Origin of the sequence: Kribbella sp. NPDC000426 (genome assembly GCF_040300265.1) — a bacterium.
In the GTDB taxonomy this organism is placed as follows: domain Bacteria; phylum Actinomycetota; class Actinomycetes; order Propionibacteriales; family Kribbellaceae; genus Kribbella.
The window spans coordinates 685578-701905 of sequence record NZ_JBEPDK010000005.1; the positions used below are offsets into that span (position 1 = coordinate 685578).

General features: G+C 68.7%; 17 protein-coding genes. 9 read left to right on the top strand and 8 right to left on the bottom strand.

The genetic code is table 11. The annotated features are described in order from the left end of the window. Positions 1–6: 6 nt before the first annotated feature. On the bottom strand, positions 7–615 hold the full coding sequence (locus tag ABT313_RS27515) for an acyl-CoA-like ligand-binding transcription factor (RefSeq protein WP_350859746.1): 609 nt from the start codon (positions 613–615) through the stop codon (positions 7–9). A 101-nt stretch (positions 616–716) separates the two neighbouring features. Here ABT313_RS27515 and ABT313_RS27520 point away from each other — a divergent pair, with 101 nt between their 5' ends. Next, on the top strand, positions 717–1925 hold the full coding sequence (locus tag ABT313_RS27520; protein WP_350859749.1) for a TerC family protein: 1209 nt from the start codon (positions 717–719) through the stop codon (positions 1923–1925). On the opposite strand, the gene ABT313_RS27525 is transcribed toward ABT313_RS27520, so the two are convergent. From ABT313_RS27525 to ABT313_RS27540, 4 genes are read right to left on the bottom strand one after another with little or no spacing between them, the layout of a single operon-like run. Beyond that, positions 1915–2745: a carbohydrate ABC transporter permease gene (locus tag ABT313_RS27525; RefSeq protein WP_350859751.1), complete on the bottom strand. Its 831-nt coding sequence runs from the start codon at positions 2743–2745 to the stop codon at positions 1915–1917. The two genes, ABT313_RS27520 and ABT313_RS27525, sit on opposite strands and share 11 nt — an antisense overlap. After that, complete coding sequence (locus ABT313_RS27530; RefSeq protein WP_350859753.1) at positions 2745–3626, bottom strand: carbohydrate ABC transporter permease; 882 nt, start codon at positions 3624–3626, stop codon at positions 2745–2747. The genes ABT313_RS27525 and ABT313_RS27530 overlap by 1 nt, the downstream gene beginning before the upstream one ends. Continuing rightward, positions 3623–4933 carry an extracellular solute-binding protein gene (locus ABT313_RS27535; RefSeq protein ID WP_350859756.1) on the bottom strand — a complete coding sequence of 437 codons (1311 nt, stop codon included), beginning with the start codon at positions 4931–4933 and terminating at the stop codon, positions 3623–3625. Before ABT313_RS27535 ends, ABT313_RS27530 begins: the two co-directional genes overlap by 4 nt. A gap of 2 nt (positions 4934–4935) precedes the next feature. After that, entirely contained in the window at positions 4936–6762 is a 1827-nt protein-coding gene (locus ABT313_RS27540) for a glycoside hydrolase family 127 protein (RefSeq protein ID WP_350859759.1), read from the bottom strand. Between the two features lie 123 nt (positions 6763–6885). Between ABT313_RS27540 and ABT313_RS27545 the strand changes: the two genes are divergently transcribed. From ABT313_RS27545 to ABT313_RS27555, 3 genes are read left to right on the top strand one after another with little or no spacing between them, the layout of a single operon-like run. Continuing rightward, positions 6886–7884 carry a LacI family DNA-binding transcriptional regulator gene (locus tag ABT313_RS27545; protein ID WP_350859762.1) on the top strand — a complete coding sequence of 333 codons (999 nt, stop codon included), beginning with the start codon at positions 6886–6888 and terminating at the stop codon, positions 7882–7884. Positions 7885–7937: 53 nt separating this feature from the next. Then, entirely contained in the window at positions 7938–9116 is a 1179-nt protein-coding gene (locus ABT313_RS27550; protein WP_350859765.1) for a hypothetical protein, read from the top strand. A gap of 9 nt (positions 9117–9125) precedes the next feature. Then, on the top strand, positions 9126–9929 hold the full coding sequence (locus tag ABT313_RS27555) for a TrmH family RNA methyltransferase (protein WP_350859768.1): 804 nt from the start codon (positions 9126–9128) through the stop codon (positions 9927–9929). On the opposite strand, the gene ABT313_RS27560 is transcribed toward ABT313_RS27555, so the two are convergent. After that, on the bottom strand, positions 9912–10706 hold the full coding sequence (locus ABT313_RS27560; RefSeq protein ID WP_350859771.1) for a class I SAM-dependent methyltransferase: 795 nt from the start codon (positions 10704–10706) through the stop codon (positions 9912–9914). The genes ABT313_RS27555 and ABT313_RS27560 overlap by 18 nt on opposite strands. Before the next feature lie 170 nt (positions 10707–10876). On the opposite strand from ABT313_RS27560, the gene ABT313_RS27565 reads away from it, so the two are divergent. After that, the gene (locus ABT313_RS27565; RefSeq protein ID WP_350859773.1) at positions 10877–11173 is read left to right on the top strand and encodes a putative quinol monooxygenase; all 297 of its coding nucleotides are present in this window, start codon (positions 10877–10879) and stop codon (positions 11171–11173) included. Continuing rightward, complete coding sequence (locus ABT313_RS27570) at positions 11170–11919, top strand: isocitrate lyase/PEP mutase family protein (RefSeq protein WP_350859776.1); 750 nt, start codon at positions 11170–11172, stop codon at positions 11917–11919. Before ABT313_RS27565 ends, ABT313_RS27570 begins: the two co-directional genes overlap by 4 nt. Here the strand turns inward: ABT313_RS27570 and ABT313_RS27575 are convergent. After that, positions 11898–13154 (bottom strand): AlkA N-terminal domain-containing protein, encoded by a 1257-nt coding sequence (locus ABT313_RS27575; protein ID WP_350859779.1) that lies wholly within the window; start codon positions 13152–13154, stop codon positions 11898–11900. The genes ABT313_RS27570 and ABT313_RS27575 overlap by 22 nt on opposite strands. Positions 13155–13237: 83 nt before the next feature. Here ABT313_RS27575 and ABT313_RS27580 point away from each other — a divergent pair, with 83 nt between their 5' ends. The 3 genes from ABT313_RS27580 (at position 13238) to ABT313_RS27590 (ending at position 15440) form a co-directional block, all read left to right on the top strand. Beyond that, the gene (locus ABT313_RS27580) at positions 13238–13777 is read left to right on the top strand and encodes a P-loop nucleotide/nucleoside kinase family protein (protein WP_350859782.1); all 540 of its coding nucleotides are present in this window, start codon (positions 13238–13240) and stop codon (positions 13775–13777) included. A gap of 110 nt (positions 13778–13887) precedes the next feature. Continuing rightward, entirely contained in the window at positions 13888–14571 is a 684-nt protein-coding gene (locus ABT313_RS27585; protein WP_350859785.1) for an RraA family protein, read from the top strand. Further along, on the top strand, positions 14568–15440 hold the full coding sequence (locus ABT313_RS27590; RefSeq protein ID WP_350859788.1) for an oxidoreductase: 873 nt from the start codon (positions 14568–14570) through the stop codon (positions 15438–15440). The genes ABT313_RS27585 and ABT313_RS27590 overlap by 4 nt, the downstream gene beginning before the upstream one ends. Here ABT313_RS27590 and ABT313_RS27595 read toward each other — a convergent pair. After that, positions 15433–16317: an LLM class flavin-dependent oxidoreductase gene (locus tag ABT313_RS27595; RefSeq protein ID WP_350859791.1), complete on the bottom strand. Its 885-nt coding sequence runs from the start codon at positions 16315–16317 to the stop codon at positions 15433–15435. The two genes, ABT313_RS27590 and ABT313_RS27595, sit on opposite strands and share 8 nt — an antisense overlap. Positions 16318–16328: the final 11 nt, after the last annotated feature.

The window sequence follows — 16328 nt, forward strand, 5'->3', positions numbered from 1 at the left end:
GTTGGTTTATTCGGGTACTGGCAGGCCGGCTTCGACCTGGTCGAGGGCCTCGGACAGCAGATCGGCGATCGAACGCGGCGGGTCGGCCCGCATCCACTCGGCCATCACGACACCCCGGACCGCGCCGATGACCTCGGCCACCAGCCGCGGATACAGCCCGGTCGTGCCCGTACGGTCGGCGATCGCGGCGGCCATCTCCTCGCCGACCCGGGCATACGCCCGCGCGATCGCGCCCTGCAGCGCGGGCTCGGTCATCATCACCCGGATGCCCTTGACCCATTGCTCGTCCGGCGGCGTCCGGCTCCCGTGTCCCTCCGCACCGAGCGCAAAGTGCGCCTCGATCGCGGCCCGGACCGCCACCCACAGCGGCTCGTCGGCAGGCCGGGCACGGAGCTCCTCGGCGATCTTCAGGCTGCGATCCACCTCACGCGCGGCGATCGCGTCCGCCTTGCTGTCGAAGTAGTTGCGGAACGTCCGCAGCGAGACCCCGGCCTCCGCGGCGATGTCCTCGATCCGGACCGCGCCGTACCCGCGCTCGACGGTGAGCCGGACCGCCGCCCAGCTCAACGCGATCCGCGTCTCCTGCTTCTTCCGCTCCCGCAACCCTTCGGCCATGACACGACGGTAGCAGAACTTGCCGAAAGAGCAAAGATGCCTTTTAGGCAATTTCACTTCAGCGCGGGAATCCCACCGGCCCGCCATGGTTGGGTTACGACATGACGGTGTCGCCGCTGGTCTGGGTGCTGACATTGCTGGCGATTGCCGGCTTGCTGCTGTTCGACTACTTCTTCCACGTCCGGTCGGCGCACGTCCCGACACTGCGCGAGGCCGCGGCCTGGTCCGCGGTGTACGTCGGGATCGCGATCCTGTTCGGTCTTGGCGCGCTGGTCATCGGCGGCACCGAGATGGGTTCGGAGTACTTCGCCGGGTACGTCACGGAGAAGGCGCTGTCGGTCGACAACCTGTTCGTGTTCCTGATCATCATGACCGGCTTCCGGGTGCCGCGGGAGAACCAGCAGAAGGTACTGCTGGTCGGGATCGTGGTCAGCCTGATCGCGCGGGCGGGGTTCATCTTCGCCGGCTCGGCGCTGCTGCACACGTTCTCCTGGGTGTTCTACCTGTTCGGCGTCGCCCTGCTGCTGACCGCCGGCAACATGCTCAAGCCGGAGACCGAGGAGTCGCACCAGGCGCAGAACTTCGTGGTCCGGTTGGCCCGCCGCCTGTTCCGGACCAGCGAGGAGTACGACGGCGACCGGCTGACCACCGTGGTCGACGGCCGCCGGATGCTGACGCCGATGCTGCTGGTGATGGTCGCGATCGGCGCCACCGACCTGCTGTTCGCACTCGACTCGATCCCGGCGATCTTCGGCCTGACCCAGAACGTGTACGTCGTCTTCACCGCGACCGCGTTCAGTCTGCTGGGACTGCGGCAACTGTTCTTCCTGCTCGACGGACTGCTGGACCGGTTGATCTACCTGTCGTTCGGGCTGGCCGCGATCCTGATGTTCATCGGCGCGAAGCTGATCCTGCACGCGCTGCACGAGAACAACCTGCCGTTCGTGAACGGCGGCGAGCACGTCGAGGTGGTGGAGATCAGCACCGGTCTCTCGCTGGCGGTGATCCTGGTCGTGCTGCTGATCACGATCTTCGCCTCACTGTTCAGCACCCGCGGGCGGACGCAGACCGCGATGGCCCACATCCGCCGCGACGCGAACGCCTACCTCGATCCGGAGTACACCGACGACCCGGACGAGCGGGAGCGCGTCTTCCAGCGACTGCTCCGCGCCCGCGACCACATCACCGACCTGGGCCCGAAGGCCAAGCAGCACGTCCTGAACGAGGCGGACCTGATGGCCCTGTGCCGCCAGGTCGGCGAGGCCCACGCCGCCGCCCACGCCGACCACGAGATCCGACCTAGCCTTTGACTGCTCCCGACGCGAGGCCGCTGACGTAGAAGCGTTGGAGGCCGACGTACAGGATCACGCAGGGGATCATCGCGATCACCGCGCCGGCCACGAGGGAGCCGAAGTTGATCTCGCCGTACGCGCCGGCCTGGACGTTCACCAGCGCGACGGGCAGCGTGTAGAGCTCGTCCTTGGTCAGGAAGGTGAGCGCGCCGAGGAACTCCGTCCACGCGGCCAGGAACGCGTACAGCGCGACGGTCGCGGCGCCCGGCATGATCAACGGGCGCAGTACCGAGCCGAGCATCCGGAACGTGCCGCAGCCGTCGACGTGGGCGGAGTCCTCGAGCTCGACCGGCACCGAGGCGAACGAGTTCCGCATCACGAACACCCCGAACGGCAGGTTGACGGTCGTGTAGAACAGCACGAGTCCGAACAGGCTGTCGGTCAGCCGGAGCGTGTTCATCTCCAGGTACAGCGGGGTCAGGATCGCCTGGAACGGGATCATCATCGACACCACGACCAGCGCGAACAGCACCGGCGCACTCCGGAACCGGAACCGCGCGAACCCGTACCCGGCCAGCGTCGCCAGCAGCGCCGTCAGGATCGCGGTGCTCAGGGCAACGATCAGGCTGTTGCCGACGGCCCGGATCAGGTTGCCCGGTCCCTCGATCAGCGTCCGGAAGTTGTCCCAGGTCAGATGGAAGAACGTCGACGCGTTCGGGGCCGCGACGATCACGTCGTTCGGCTGCACCGACCGGAAGAGTGCCCACAGCAACGGTACGGCGAAGACCAGGAAGGCGCCGCCGCCACCGATCACGTAGAAGGTGTTCTTGAGTCTCATCAGTCCTTCTCCCGAAGCAACCGGAACTGGGCCGCGGTGACGAGTCCGACCACGATGACGAGCACGATCGACAGCGCGGTCGCGGCACCGAGCTGCAACTGGACGAAGGCCCGGTTGTAGATGTACTGCACCACGGTCGTGGTGTCGGTGCCCGGACCGCCGCGGGTCAGGATGTAGAACTGCGAGAACGCCAGCAGCGAGCCGATCACCGAGATGATCACGGCCATCGCGATCGTGCGGCGCAGGATCGGGATCGTGATCTCCCGCTCGGTCTTCCACCAGCCCGCACCGTCCAGCTGCGCCGACTCGTAGTACTCCCGCGGGATGGCCTGCATACCGGCCATCAGCAGCATCATCGTCAGCCCGCTGACCGCCCAGATCACCAGCACGCAGATCAGCCCGGTCGCGAGCGGGCCGTCCACCAGCCAGGCCGTCGTACCGTCGGTGATCCCGAGCTTCTTCAGCACGATGTTGATCACGCCGCTCTCCGGCTGCGCCTCCAGGACCGTCACGAAGCTGAGCGTCGACAGCCCGACGACGAATGGGAGGAAGAACACCGTACGGAGCAGCGTCGAGCCACGGCGCTTGCGGCGTACCAGGACGGCGAGGGCGTAGCCGAGCACCAGGATCGGCCCGGTCACGATGACCGTGTAGAGCAACGTGTACAACACGGACTTGGCGAAGGCGGCGTCGGAGACGATCGCGGTGTAGTTCTTCAACCCGCTGAACTTCACCGAGCCGATCAGCGGCCAGTTGGTCAGCGAGATCACCAACGCGAACGCCAACGGCACCAGCACGAACACACCGACGAAGAGAACCGCTGGGGTGACCAACAACAGCCCGGTTCGTCCCGGGTGGGTCAGAGAACGCGAGGTACTCATGCCTGCCCCTGTTTCAGGATGCGGTCGTAGTTCTGCTGGGCTTCCTTCATGGCGGCCTCCAGTTCGCCGTCGAACACCGCGCGCCGGAACATCTGCAGCCACGGCCCGTCCGGCTGGTTGTAGAGGAGGTTGTAGGACAACGTGGTCGGCGCGTACCCCTCCTGGATGCGCTCCAGCGGCAGCGTCGCCAACGGATACTTCTTCGCGAACTCCGGCGTCCGGGCGTCCGATCGCACCGGCGTGTAGCCACCGGCCGGCAGATCGATCTGCTGCGGCAGATCCAGCGCGAACCGCACGAACTCCCACGCCCCCGATGCATTCTTCGCGCCGCGTGGGATACACATGTTGTCGCCGCCGTCGAAGAAGGCCGACCCGCCGTCCGGCCCGGACAACAGCCGTGGCGTGACCTTCTGGTGGAACGCAGCGTCGGACGCCGACACGACCACGCTGTAGTTGGACGGGAAGATGCCGATCTTGCCGGCCCGGAAGTCGCTGCCCCACCGGGACGCGTCGTCAGAGAAGTTTGCCCTCGGCACCAGCCCGTCGACCCACAACTGACGGTGCAGCTCGAGCATCCGCTGCACGACGTCGTTCCCGACGATGTGCCCGGACTGGCTTCCGATCGTGCCCTGGATCAGGTCGGTGTCCGCGGCCCACACCATCGGCTGTACGACGAACCCGAGCGCGCCCGGGCTGTTCGCCGGGAAGCTCCACGCGTAGATGTCGTCGCCGAGCTTGCGGAGCTTCTTGGCCGCATCGAGCAGGTTGTCGAACGACTTCACCGCCTCGTCCGGATCGACCTCGGCGCGATCGCACAACTCGGTGTTGAACCAGAACATCGAGTTGTCCGCCAGGTACGGAACCCCGTACACGCGGTCGCTCTTCGTTGCCAGCCGCAAGTGACCCGGGCTGAGCTTGTCCCGGAAGTCCAGCGCGGCGAGCGGTTCGGTCAGATCGGTGAAGGCGTCGCGATAGATGAACAGCATCGAGTTGATGTCGTCGATATCGACCAGGTCCGGCACGCTCCGCCCGCGGATCGCGGTCGCCAGTTTGGTCACGTACTGCGCGTCCAGTACCGGCGTCAGCTCGACGGTGAGCCGGTCCTGGGACGCGTTGAACTTCTTCACCAGGTCGGTGAGACCGGTTTGCGTCGCCGCCCGGCACCAAACCTGCACGGTGCCGGTGGCCTCCTGCCCGAAACCCGCCGCCTGGACGTCGGGTTCGGGCAGGACCGAGCTACAGCCCGGAAGCAGACCGGCCGTGGTCGCTCCGGCCGCGAGGCCGAGGAACTGCCGACGCGTGACCACGGTCAGCCCCTGGGCAGCCAGACACGCATGGCACCGATCTCCCGGTTGGCCCACGCGTAGTACGGCACCGCGGTCACCTCGACCTCGTCGCCCAGGGCATCCTCGGCATCGACGACGAACGGCCATCCCGGCCGATGGCCCTCACCCCGGCGCCCCCGGGCCTTCAGGACGGTGACTCCGTCCAGGAGATCCGAGTTCTCGGAGGTAGGTGCCTCAGGCAACAGATGCAGATCGTCGACGGGTGCCTGGTTGTCGGCCTGTTCGACGGCGTAAACCAGCGGCCCGCGCTCGAGCGCCACACACCCGCGGACTGCATCGACGCGCGGATCGGCGCCGACTACGCGGGGCGTGAGCGGTAGATGCAGCTCGATCTCGGCTGCTTCGACACGGGCATACCCACCCGCGGCGACCGCGTCGCCGTTCACGGTGGCACCTTCTGCCCACGCCGGAATGCGGAGCTCGACAACGGTCGGTTCCGGAGCCGTGATGCGGACCGTGCCGTCCCACGGATAGGCCGTCTCCACCTGCAGGTTGCCGATCACGCCGGTGGCGTACTGGTGGATCTGGATGGCGTCGTCGGTGGTGGTTGCCAAGTAGCCGTCGAGGCTGGCGAGCGTACGCATGATGTTCGGCGGGCAGCAGGCGCAGTCGAACCAGCCGCGCCGGCCGTGCGCCGGACTCCGACCGTTGTCCGGATGCGCCCCGCCGCGCAACTGCAGCGGGTTCACGTAGAAGTACTCCGTACCGGCCAGCGACACCCCGGCGAGGAAGCCGTTGTAGAGCATCCGCTCGATCGCGTCGGCGTACGACGCCTCGCCCGTCGCGAGCAGCATCCGCCACGCCCACTGGATGCCGCCGATCGCAGCGCACGTCTCGGCGTACGCCCGGTCGGCCGGCAGCTCGTACTCGTCGCCGAACGCCTCGCCCTCCCAGCGTGCACCCAGGCCGCCGGTGACGTAGGTCTTCGTCGACCACATGTGGTCGAACTGCCGCTTCAGCGCTTCGAGCAGCTCGGTGTCGCCGGTCTCCAGCGCGACGTCGGTCGCACCCGCGGCCAGGTAGACCGCGCGGACCGAGTGCCCTTCGACCGTGGTCGCCTCGCGGACCGGGACACGGTCGGAGAAGTACGTCGGCGAGTGGCCGTGGTTCTCGATGATCCCGTGCCCGCGCGCCTCCACGAACCACCTGGCCAGGTCCAGGTACGCCGCCGTACCGGTTTCTCGATAAAGCTCGACCAGGGCCATCTCGATCACCGGGTGGCCGTCGACGTCGACGGTCTTGCCGTCGCCGAACGTCGCCAGCAGGTGATCCGCGAGCTTGGTCGCGACCTCGAGGAGCGCGGTGTCGCCGGTGCAGCGGACCTGGGCGACCGCGGCCTGGATCAGGTGGCCGGCGCAGTAGTGCTCGTGGCTCCAGACGAGTTGCTGGTAACGCCCCTCGTCGCCGTACCGGAGCTGGACGACCGAGTCGAGGTATCCGTCCTCGCGCTGCGCGGCCGCGACGACGGCGGTGAGATCGCGGATGCGCTTCAGCAGGTCCTCGTCGGGGGTGCGGCCGTACTCCCAGGCTGCGGCCTCGAGCCATTTGTAGACGTCGGAGTCGGCGAAGACCGGACCGATCGCCTCGCCCTCGCCGATACCGGCGGCCAGGCGGAGGTTCTGCAGGTTGCCGGCCTTCTCGAGCTGATCCTGGCCGCTGGGGATCGCGTCCAGACCGTTGCGGGTCTGCCGCGGCGCCCAGAAACCGCCGGTGATCGTGGCCTGGCCGAGTCCGAGCGGGCGGCGGCGCCCCTTCGTGGTGGCGGCCGGGCTGCGGGTGGCTGCGCTCATCTGTCGTGGCTCCTGAGTTTAGGAAAATCCGGAACACGTTTTCCTGCTTGAAGGTAGAGCGGATGATGGCGACGGTCAACCCTTCGGGCTAGACTCCCGGAAACCTCGGAAAGGAGTTGCCGGATGGCGTCACCGCTGCGTTCACAGCCGCGGATCACCGACGTGGCTGCGTTGGCAGGGGTCTCCACGAGCACCGCGTCGAAGGCGCTCAACGACACCGGCCAGCTCCGCGAGGAGACCCGCGAGCGGGTCCGCCGGGCCGCCGAGCAGCTCGGGTTCACACCCGACAGCCGCGGCCGGGCGCTGTCGTCCGGGCGGAGCTTCACGGTCGGGCTGATCACGACCGACAGCTCCGGCCGGTTCAGCATCCCGATCATGCTCGGCGCCGAGGACGCGCTCAGCGCCGGCGAGATGGCGCTCGTGCTGTGCGACACGCGCGACGACCCGCTCCGCGAGCAGCACTACCTGAAGTCGCTGGTCTCCCGCCGGGTCGACGGGATCATCGTCACCGGTCGCCGGACCGAGCCACGGGCGCCGATCGACGTACCGATCCCGGTCATCTACGCGTTCAGCCCGTCGACCGATCCGGATGACACCTCGGTGATCGTCGACGACCACGGCGGCGCCGGTTCGGCCGTGCGGCATCTGCTGTCGCTCGGTCGCTCGAAGATCGCCCATGTCACCGGCCCGGACTCCCACCACAGCGCGCGGGTCCGCGCCGCCGCCACCGTCGAGGCGGCCGGTGACGCGTTCGCCGGTGAGCCGCTGCACGGCGAGTGGAGCGAACGCTGGGGCCGGCACGCGGTCGACGTACTGCTGCGGTCCCGACCCGACGTCGACGCGATCGCCTGCGCCAGCGACCAGATCGCCCGCGGGGTCTGCGACCGCCTCCGCGAGCTCGGCCGCTCGGTCCCGGACGACATCGCGGTCACCGGTTACGACAACTGGTCGGTGATGGCGCTCGCGAGCCGGCCGCCGCTCACCACCGTCGACATGGAGCTCGAGGAGCTCGGCCGCCGTACCGCGAACCTGCTGCTCGACGCGATCGCCGGCTCGGCCCATCCCGGCCCGATGGAGCTCCCCACCCGGCTCATCACCCGGGAATCGACGCTGGGCACCTGAACGTCACCTTCGCGACTCCCGGTAGTCGCCCAACGGGCCCTAGATTTGTTCGGGTGCTGCGCAAGCTCGTTGTCGGCGTAGCGGTGATCGCCACCCTGGTGGCGGGGGTGGGCACCGCACGCCTGGTTCTCGATCCCACCGGCGGCGTGGTCAAACAGCTCGCGTTCCTGCGGGCCGAGATCGAGAACGGGGCGGATCGAGCTGCACAGAAACAGTTTCCGGAGGGGTACTTCTTCCTGAACGTGCTGTACGGACTCAGCTGGGTCCAGGTCGGTCTCGACGACCCGGAGCAGTCCGCCGACGCCACCACGGAGGTCCGCTGGTCCCTCGATCGGCTCGCCTCCACGGACGGTACGGTGCCCTTCGACGCGTCGCTCGAACCGCAGTACGGCGTCTTCTACGCGGGTTGGACGAACTGGCTGCGTGGCGGGCTCATCGCACTCGGCCACTCCGACGCGGCCGACCGCGACACGTTCACCAGCGAGTCGGTCGAACTCGCCACCGCGTTCCGGACCTCGAGGACGCCGTTCCTCGCGGCGTACCCGGGTCAGGCCTGGCCGGTCGACTCGGTCGTCGCGATCGCCTCACTCCGCCAGTACGACGCGTTGGTCGCGCCGCGGTTCGGGCAGATCGCGCGGAACTGGGTGACGACGGCGAAGACCAAGCTGGACCCGGCGACCGGGCTCCTGCCGCATCAGGTGGCACCCCAGGTGTCGGGCGCGCGCGGCTCCTCGCAGGCGATGATCCAGCGCTTCCTGGTCGACATCGACCCGACGTTCGCGCGGACGCAGTACGAGATCTTCAAGGACAAGTTCGTCACCGGGATCGGTGTCCGCGAGTACCCGAAGGGCAGCGACGGCACGGGTGATGTCGATTCCGGGCCGCTGGTGCTCGGGTCGAGTCTGTCCGCGACCGTTGTTGCGATGGGTGCGGCGCGGGTTCACAACGATCCGCTCGGGGATCGGCTCGGGCGGGAGGGTGAGCTGCTCGGGCTTCCGCTGTCCGGGTTGAAGACCAAGCGGTACGCGTTCGGCGCGGTGCCGATCGGGGACGCGTTCCTGGCCTGGTCGACCTCCGCGCGGCCGCTGGTCGCGCCCGAGCAGCCGAAGCTCGACGGCGGCTCCGGCTGGTGGCGGCTTCCGTGGCTGCTCGTGCTGTGGTTGCCTGCTTTGATCCTGTGGGGCGTTCTCCGACTCAGGCACCGGGGCCGAAGACGACGGCGTGCACATTAAGGTGGTCGGGTGCAACGGATCTCGTCGCGGAACGCCAGGTTCCAGGTGTGGCAGGCGTCGCTGACCAATCGGACCAAGCGGCAGCGGGCCGGCGAGTTCCTGGTCCAGGGCGTGCGGCCGATTTCTGTTGCCGTAGACAACGGTTGGCCGGTGCGGACGGTGATCACCGACGCCTCCCGGCCGCTGTCGAAGTGGGCGTCGGAGTTGCTGCAGCGACTCCCGGACGTCGAACGGGTCGCGATGGCGCCGGACCTGCTCGCGGAGCTTGGTGAGAAGGAGTCGGAGCTGATCGCCGTACTCGAGCTGCCGGCCGACGACCTCGATCGGATCCCGGTCGGGCCGGACTTCCTCGGGGTCGTGTTCGACCGGCCGACCGGGCCGGGGAACATCGGCTCGATCATCCGGTCCGCGGACGCGTTCGGCGCCGACGGGCTGATCGTCACCGGACATGCGGCCGACGTGTACGACCCGAAGGCGGTCCGCGCGACGACGGGATCGCTGTTCGCGGTTCCCGCCGTACGCGCGGCATCCCATCGCGAGGTCCTCGACTGGGTACGCCGCTCCCGGGTCCCGATCGTCGTCGTCGGCACCGACGAGCACGGGTCGACCGACGTCTACGACTTCGACTTCACCCAGCCGGTCCTGCTCCTGATCGGCAACGAGACGGCCGGCCTGAGCTCGGCCTGGAGAGAAGCGGCCGACCACCTCGTCCGCATCCCCATCACCGGCTCGGCCAGCTCGCTCAACGCGGCCAACGCCGCAACCGCAGTCCTCTACGAGATCTCTCGCCAGCGTTCACGCCCGGCACAGTAGTTCGCCGTGGAGGATGGAGATGGTCGCGTCCGGCGTGGCCGTCCAGGACTGCCACGCTTCCGAGATCGCCTCCAGCTGCTGCTCCGGTACGCCGGATGCGCGCGCCTGGTCCGCGAGCGCCGACTTCAGGATCCGGTCCGCCCACATACCGCCCCAGAACGCACGATCCTCGGGGTTGGTGAACGCCCAGGTCGAGGTCGTCGCCTCGACGTCCTGGAAGCCCGCCGCCAGCGCCCAGGACAGCAGGCGTCGGCCGGCATCCGGCTCGCCGCCGTTGGCGCGGGCCATCCGCTGGTAGAGCGCCATCCATTCGTCGAGCTCGTGCAGCTCCGGGTACCAGATGAAGCCGTGGTAGTCCGAGTCGCGGACCGCGACGATCCCGCCGGGCTTGCAGACCCGGCGCATCTCGCGCAACGCCTGCACCGGATCTGCGACATGCTGTAGGACCTGGTGCGCGTGGACGACGTCGTACGTGTCGTCCGGCAGGTCCAGCGCGTGTACGTCGCCAACGACGAACTCCACGCCGAGGTCGAGATCCGCGAACGTCGCCCTGGTGATGTCGAGGGCGGCGTCGTTGGCCTCCAGCGCGGTGGTCCGGCCGGGCTCGACCAGGCGGGCCAGGTCGGCGGTGATCGTGCCGGGACCGGCGCCGACGTCGAGCAACGACATCCCGGGCCGCAGGTGCGCCAGCAGGTAGCCGGCCGAATTCTCCGCCGTGCGCCAGGTGTGCGATCGCAGTACCGACTCGTGATGTCCGTGCGTGTACACGTTGTTCATCCCAGGCTCCTTTGCCTTCTCTCGACAGTCTCCACGCTAATCCACAATCTTGATTTATGAGACATATTGTCTTGAGATACGAGACGATGGAGATGACCGAATATGGCCAGACCGAAGGCCCGCCGGCGGGCGAACCTTGAGGAACGAACGAACCCGTCAGGAGGATGCAGATGCTGGCAAAGGTGTTTCCGATCAAGCTGAAGGACGGCAACCAGGCCGCCGCCGAGGCGATCGTGCAGGAGTTCGCGCCGAAAGGACCGGGCGCGGAGGAAGGGACGCTGTCGTTCCGCGTGTACCGCGACCCCGCGAAGCCCGATTACCTGTTGTTCGTCGAGCACTTCGCGGACCAGGCGGCGTACGACGCGCACACCGGCTCGTCGGCGTACAAGGAGCTGATCGCGGGCCGGTTCGCCGACCTGATCGTCGAGTTCGTCGAGATCGACCACGAACTGCTGGTGAGCCTGTGAGTGGGCAGAACGAGTTGGCGCGGCGGTTGCGTGCGCTGCACGAGGAGGCGCCGCTGGTGCTGCCGAACGCGTGGGACGCGGGGTCGGCGCGGGCGATCGAGGCGGCCGGAGCGAAGGCGATCGCGACGACGAGCGCCGGTGTGGCTTGGGCGCATGGTGTTGACGATGCGGGTGGTCTCGACCAGGAGTCGGCGGTGGCGGCGCTGCGGTTGATCTGCGCGGCGGTGTCGGTGCCGGTGACAGCGGATATCGAGGCCGGGTACAGCGACGTCGCGGGCACGGTGACCGGCGTACTCGAGGCTGGGGTGGTCGGGGTGAATCTCGAGGACAGCACCGGGCGGGTGGTCGACGATCCGCTGGTACATGTCGAGCGGATCAAGGCAGCGCGAGCGGCAGCTGTTGCCGCGGGCATCGAGCTGGTGATCAACGCCCGGACCGATACGTACTTGTTCGGCGACAAGACCGGGACCTTGGAGCGCGCGAAGATGTACGCCGACGCGGGTGCCGACGTACTGTTCGTGCCCGGCGTGGTCGACGCGGCGACGATCGCGGAGCTCGTCGAGGGATCGCCGTTGCCGCTCAACGTGATGGTCGGCCCAGGTGCTCCCACGGTCGGTGAACTCGCGGAGCTGGGCGTCGCGCGCATCAGCGTCGGCCCGGCGATCACCGGCGCCGCCTATGCCTTGGCGACCACTGCGGCAAAGGAGCTGTTGACCACGGGCACCTACGAGGCGTTGGTCAGTTGATAGACGGCGGCGAGCGAGCGCCAGGGCCTGAGGCGCTCGCTCTCGTCGCTCAGCGGCCACGCGTCACGGGCGCCGAGGCGCAACGCGACCTCTTGCGCCGCACGCTCGCTCATCACTCGCGTCAGCATCTTCACGTCGCCTTCGAGAACAATGTTGCCGTCAGCAACTTCACGCGCGAGCGGACCGACCAGCTCCGCATTCGTCAGCGCCGCCGGCCCCGGGAACGCATGCGTCAGGCCGTGATCGAGCCCCGGCACGGGTACGCCGTACACCTCGACGAGCTTGCGCAACGCCTCTGTCGCGTCCTCCGGTGGCAGCTGATCGCGGACGACCGCTGAAACCGCGACCTCGAAAGGTCCCCAAACACCGGGCACCCGAACGCCGGGCCGGGCCGCGACCAGCGGGCCGAACTCCGGATCCGCAGCCAATCGTGCACGCGCGGAGACCGGCTCACAATCGAGACCGACCAGGCACACGGCCCGGTCGACGACATGCATGACGCCTTCCCAGAACGGAAGATGCGCGCGAAGGATCAGATGATCATCGCCGCCCTGGCCGACCTCCAGCACACCGGGCTCACCGTCGATCGAGATCGTCCGCCGGTACACACCGCCGTCGACCGACTCGACGCCAGGGATCGCACGGGATTGCAGGAACGCACTCATCGCCTCCCAGTCGTACGGCGGGGTGAACGGCATCCGCAGTACCAATCCCCCGTCGGCGGCCAGGCGATCCCCGCGCCGCCGGCGGTCGCGGAGCTCGCGCGGCGAGGCCCGGAAGATCTCGCGCATCGCCCGGTTGAATTGCCGCAGACTGCCGAAGCCCGACGCGAACGCGACATCGGCGATGCCGAGATCGGTGTCGTCGAGCAACCGCCGCGCGAAGTGCGCCCGCCGGGAGCGCGCGAACTGATCCGGCGTGACGCCGAGGTGCTCGTTGAACATCCGCCGCAGATGCCGCGCCGACACCCCGAGCCGCGCCCCCAGCGCTTCCTCCCCGGACTCGTCCAGCAGGCCGGCGATGATCAACTGCACCGCGCGACAGACCAGCTCGGGCGCCTCGTCCGCAACCGTCCCGGCGACCCGATACGGACGGCAGCGCAGGCACGCACGGTATCCGGCCGCCTCCGCCGCAGCAGGCAGCTCGAAGGTGGTCACATTCTCCGCGAGCGGCTTGGCGCCACAGCCTGGGCGGCAGTAGATCCCCGTCGTGCGCACCGCGGAGTACGTCGTCACGGACCCAACGCTAGTGACGCCCACCGACAGTTCTGACACGCTCCTTACACCGCGCGACGACGGTCACCGCTAAGGTACCGCTGGTGCATTCCAAACCGATGCTTGTCGTGGTTAGTGGTCCGCCCGGGACCGGCAAGACGACGCTGGCGCACCGGCTCGCGAGCGCGATCGGCTGCCCGGCGATCTGCCGCGACGAGATCAAGGAAGGCATGGCGCACGCGACGCCCGGATTCGTCCCCGGGCCCGGCGACCCGCTCACGATGCGCACCCTTTCGACGTTCTTCGACGTGATCGGCCTGCTGATCGGCCGGGGTACGACGGTGGTCGCGGAGGCCGCGTTCCAGGACCGGCTGTGGAATCCCGGGCTGACCCCGCTGCTCGGGCGCGCGGACATCCGGATCGTGCACTGCGTCGTACCGGCCGAGGTCGCGCTCGCGCGGATCACCGCCCGCTCCGACTCGGACCCGCGCCGCTCCGCGCACGAGGACGCCCAGATCAGCTCCGACGCCCGGCTCCGCACCCACAACTCCTTCCAGCCGGTCGATCTGCCGGTCCCCAGCTTCACCGTCGACACCTCGGCCGAGGTGCCGCTGGACGACGTGCTCAGGTTTCTGTCGCGCTAACGACAGGAGGTCCCCGCCTCCGAGCGATCTTGCCGGAGGTGTTCAGGCGCGACTTGAACGGGCGTGGTGGACTACTTCCTGTCGTTAGCTATCTGGGGAAGGGGATCTGGATGTTCGAGCGGTTTGCGGCCCTGACCACTGCGCATGTTGCTGATGCCTGTGTTCGGGCGGGTGTGCCGGTGCGGACGGTGTCGTTGACGGCTGTCGTCGGCGAGCGGGTCGCGGGGCGGGTGTTGCCGGCTCAGCATGTAGGCAGCGTGGACGTGTTCCTGGAGGCATTCGAGTCCGCCGCGGCGGGCGACGTACTCGTCGTGGACAACGGCGGGCGGCGGGACGAGGCCTGCGTCGGCGATCTGGTGGCGCTCGAGGCCGCGGCGGCCGGGATCGCCGGGATCGTGATCTGGGGACTGCACCGCGACACGGTGGACATCACCGCGATCGGGATGCCGGTGTTCAGCCTGGGTGCGTTGCCGACCGGGCCGTTGCGGCTCGATCCGCAGCCTGCCGATGCGTTGTCCAAGGCAACGATCGGCGAGTGGACGGTGACCTCGGCGGACGTCGTCCTCGCGGACGAGGACGGCGCGATCTTCGTCCCGGCGGACCGGGCGGACGAGCTGCTCGGGCTGGCGGAGTCGATCCGGGACACCGAGCATCGGCAGGCGGACGAGATCCGGGCCGGCCGGTCGTTGCGGGAGCAGGTGCGGTTCGCGGAGTTCCTGACCGCGCGGGCGGCCGATCCGTCGTTGACGTTCCGGCAACATCTCCGTGCGGTGAGAGGGGCGATCGAGGAATGAGCGCAGGGACCTGGCAGCTGGGCGACGTGACCGTCAACCGGATGGGCTTCGGCGCGATGCGGATCACGGCGAACCCGGATCGGTCGGTCGCGATCCAGGTACTGCGGCGTGCCGTCGAGCTCGGCGTGAATCACATCGACACGGCCGCGTTCTACGCGTCGCCGGGTGGCACGCTGCGGGTCGGTGAGGGCGAGAAGCGGTACGCGAACGAGTTGATCCGCGCGGCGCTGGCGCCGTACCCGGACGATCTGGTGATCACGACGAAGGTCGGGCCGGGCGAGGACGCCGAGCGCGGGTTCTACAACGCGACGACGGCCGCCGAACTGCGGGAGCAGGTGGAGACGAACCTGCGGCAGCTCGGCGTCGACGCGCTCGACGTGGTGAACCTGCGGATCATGAAGAAGCCCGGCGAGGACTCGATCGCCGAACGCTTCGGCTGGCTCGCCGCCCTCCGCGACGAGGGCCTGATCCGGCAACTCGGTGTCTCGAACGTCCGGCTCGATCATGTCGAGGAGGCGCATGCGATCGCCCCGGTCGTCTGTGTGCAGAACAGCTACTCCGTCGACCAGCGAGGCGAGGAAGACGCGACCATCGCGTACTGCGCCGAGCGCGACATCGCCTACGTCCCGTTCTTCGCGATCGCCGGCGCGTCCCGCGAGGGCGGCGCCACCACCGACCACTCCGCAGCCGTCGAGAAGGTCGCCGCCACCCACAAGGTCACGCCCCAACAGGTCCGCCTGGCCTGGACCCTCCACCACTCCCCCAACATCCTCGCCATCCCCGGCACCGGCAACCCCGCCCACCTCGAAGAAAACATCGCCGCCGGCAGCCTCCAGCTGTCGCCGGAGGACCTCGCCACTCTCAGCTGATCGCCGCGCGGATCGCGGGGACTACTTCCTGGGACCAGCGGGTCAGTTGTACGTCGTACGGGTCGGCGCCGCGGGGGAAGAGGGTGAAGCCGGCGGCGTTGTGGTTGAGGATGGCGTCGGTCAGTTCCTCGACCCATTGGGCCGGTGAGCCGCCGATCCAGCGGCCCTCGTCGTCTCGGGTGCGGCGGAGTGGGGTCGCGGTGAGCGCGCCGGGGAAGTTGTAGATGGTCGCGACGTCGGAGGGTTTGCGACCGACGGACAGCGCGGCCTCGTCGATGATCGGACGGGCCTGAAGGTAGCCGTCGCTCAGCCAGTCCGCGGCATGGCCGGGGATCCATCCGTCCGCGTGCCGACCGGTCGCGGCGAGCGACTTCTTGCCTTTGGAGCCGGTCCAGATCAGCGGCGCCGGTACGGCGGCCGGCCGGAGCGCGCCGATCGGATAGTGCTTGCTCGGCTCCGGGCGCCCGCCGTCGGACATCGCGTGCACGAGTTGCATCGCTTCCTCGAACGCTTCGACCGCCTCGGCGGGACGAAGCTCGGGCACGCCCATCGTGGTGATCCGGTCCCACGCGCCGCCGGCGCCGAGGCCGAGCACGAACCGTCCGCCCGACAGCGCCGACAGCGACGTCGCGGTCCGCGCGAGCACCGGGGCCGGGCGGAGCGGCAGGTTGGTCACGTTGACGAACGCGGACAGTCGCTCGGTCCGGCCGAGGATGAACGCGATCGCGGCGTACCCCTCGAGCAGGTCCGGAACGTACGGATGGTCGGACAGGCTGACGTGGTCGAGGCCGTCGCGGTCCGCCTGCGCAGCCAGGCGCAGCATCGCGTCCACGTCGCGCAGGTGGTCGGGTGAGCCGTAGCCGAAACGCACAGTCATGTCGTCTCCTC

Excerpts from the sequence above, each read along its gene's own strand:
- ABT313_RS27515 (WP_350859746.1), bottom strand. The coding sequence starts at position 615 with ATGGCCGAAGGGTTGCGGGAGCGGAAGAAGCAGGAGACGCGGATCGCG.
- ABT313_RS27520 (WP_350859749.1), top strand. The coding sequence starts at position 717 with ATGACGGTGTCGCCGCTGGTCTGGGTGCTGACATTGCTGGCGATTGCC.
- ABT313_RS27525 (WP_350859751.1), bottom strand. The coding sequence starts at position 2,745 with ATGAGACTCAAGAACACCTTCTACGTGATCGGTGGCGGCGGCGCCTTC.
- ABT313_RS27530 (WP_350859753.1), bottom strand. The coding sequence starts at position 3,626 with ATGAGTACCTCGCGTTCTCTGACCCACCCGGGACGAACCGGGCTGTTG.
- ABT313_RS27540 (WP_350859759.1), bottom strand. The coding sequence starts at position 6,762 with ATGAGCGCAGCCACCCGCAGCCCGGCCGCCACCACGAAGGGGCGCCGC.
- ABT313_RS27545 (WP_350859762.1), top strand. The coding sequence starts at position 6,886 with ATGGCGTCACCGCTGCGTTCACAGCCGCGGATCACCGACGTGGCTGCG.
- ABT313_RS27560 (WP_350859771.1), bottom strand. The coding sequence starts at position 10,706 with ATGAACAACGTGTACACGCACGGACATCACGAGTCGGTACTGCGATCG.
- ABT313_RS27565 (WP_350859773.1), top strand. The coding sequence starts at position 10,877 with ATGCTGGCAAAGGTGTTTCCGATCAAGCTGAAGGACGGCAACCAGGCC.
- ABT313_RS27585 (WP_350859785.1), top strand. The coding sequence starts at position 13,888 with ATGTTCGAGCGGTTTGCGGCCCTGACCACTGCGCATGTTGCTGATGCC.
- ABT313_RS27590 (WP_350859788.1), top strand. The coding sequence starts at position 14,568 with ATGAGCGCAGGGACCTGGCAGCTGGGCGACGTGACCGTCAACCGGATG.
- ABT313_RS27595 (WP_350859791.1), bottom strand. The coding sequence starts at position 16,317 with ATGACTGTGCGTTTCGGCTACGGCTCACCCGACCACCTGCGCGACGTG.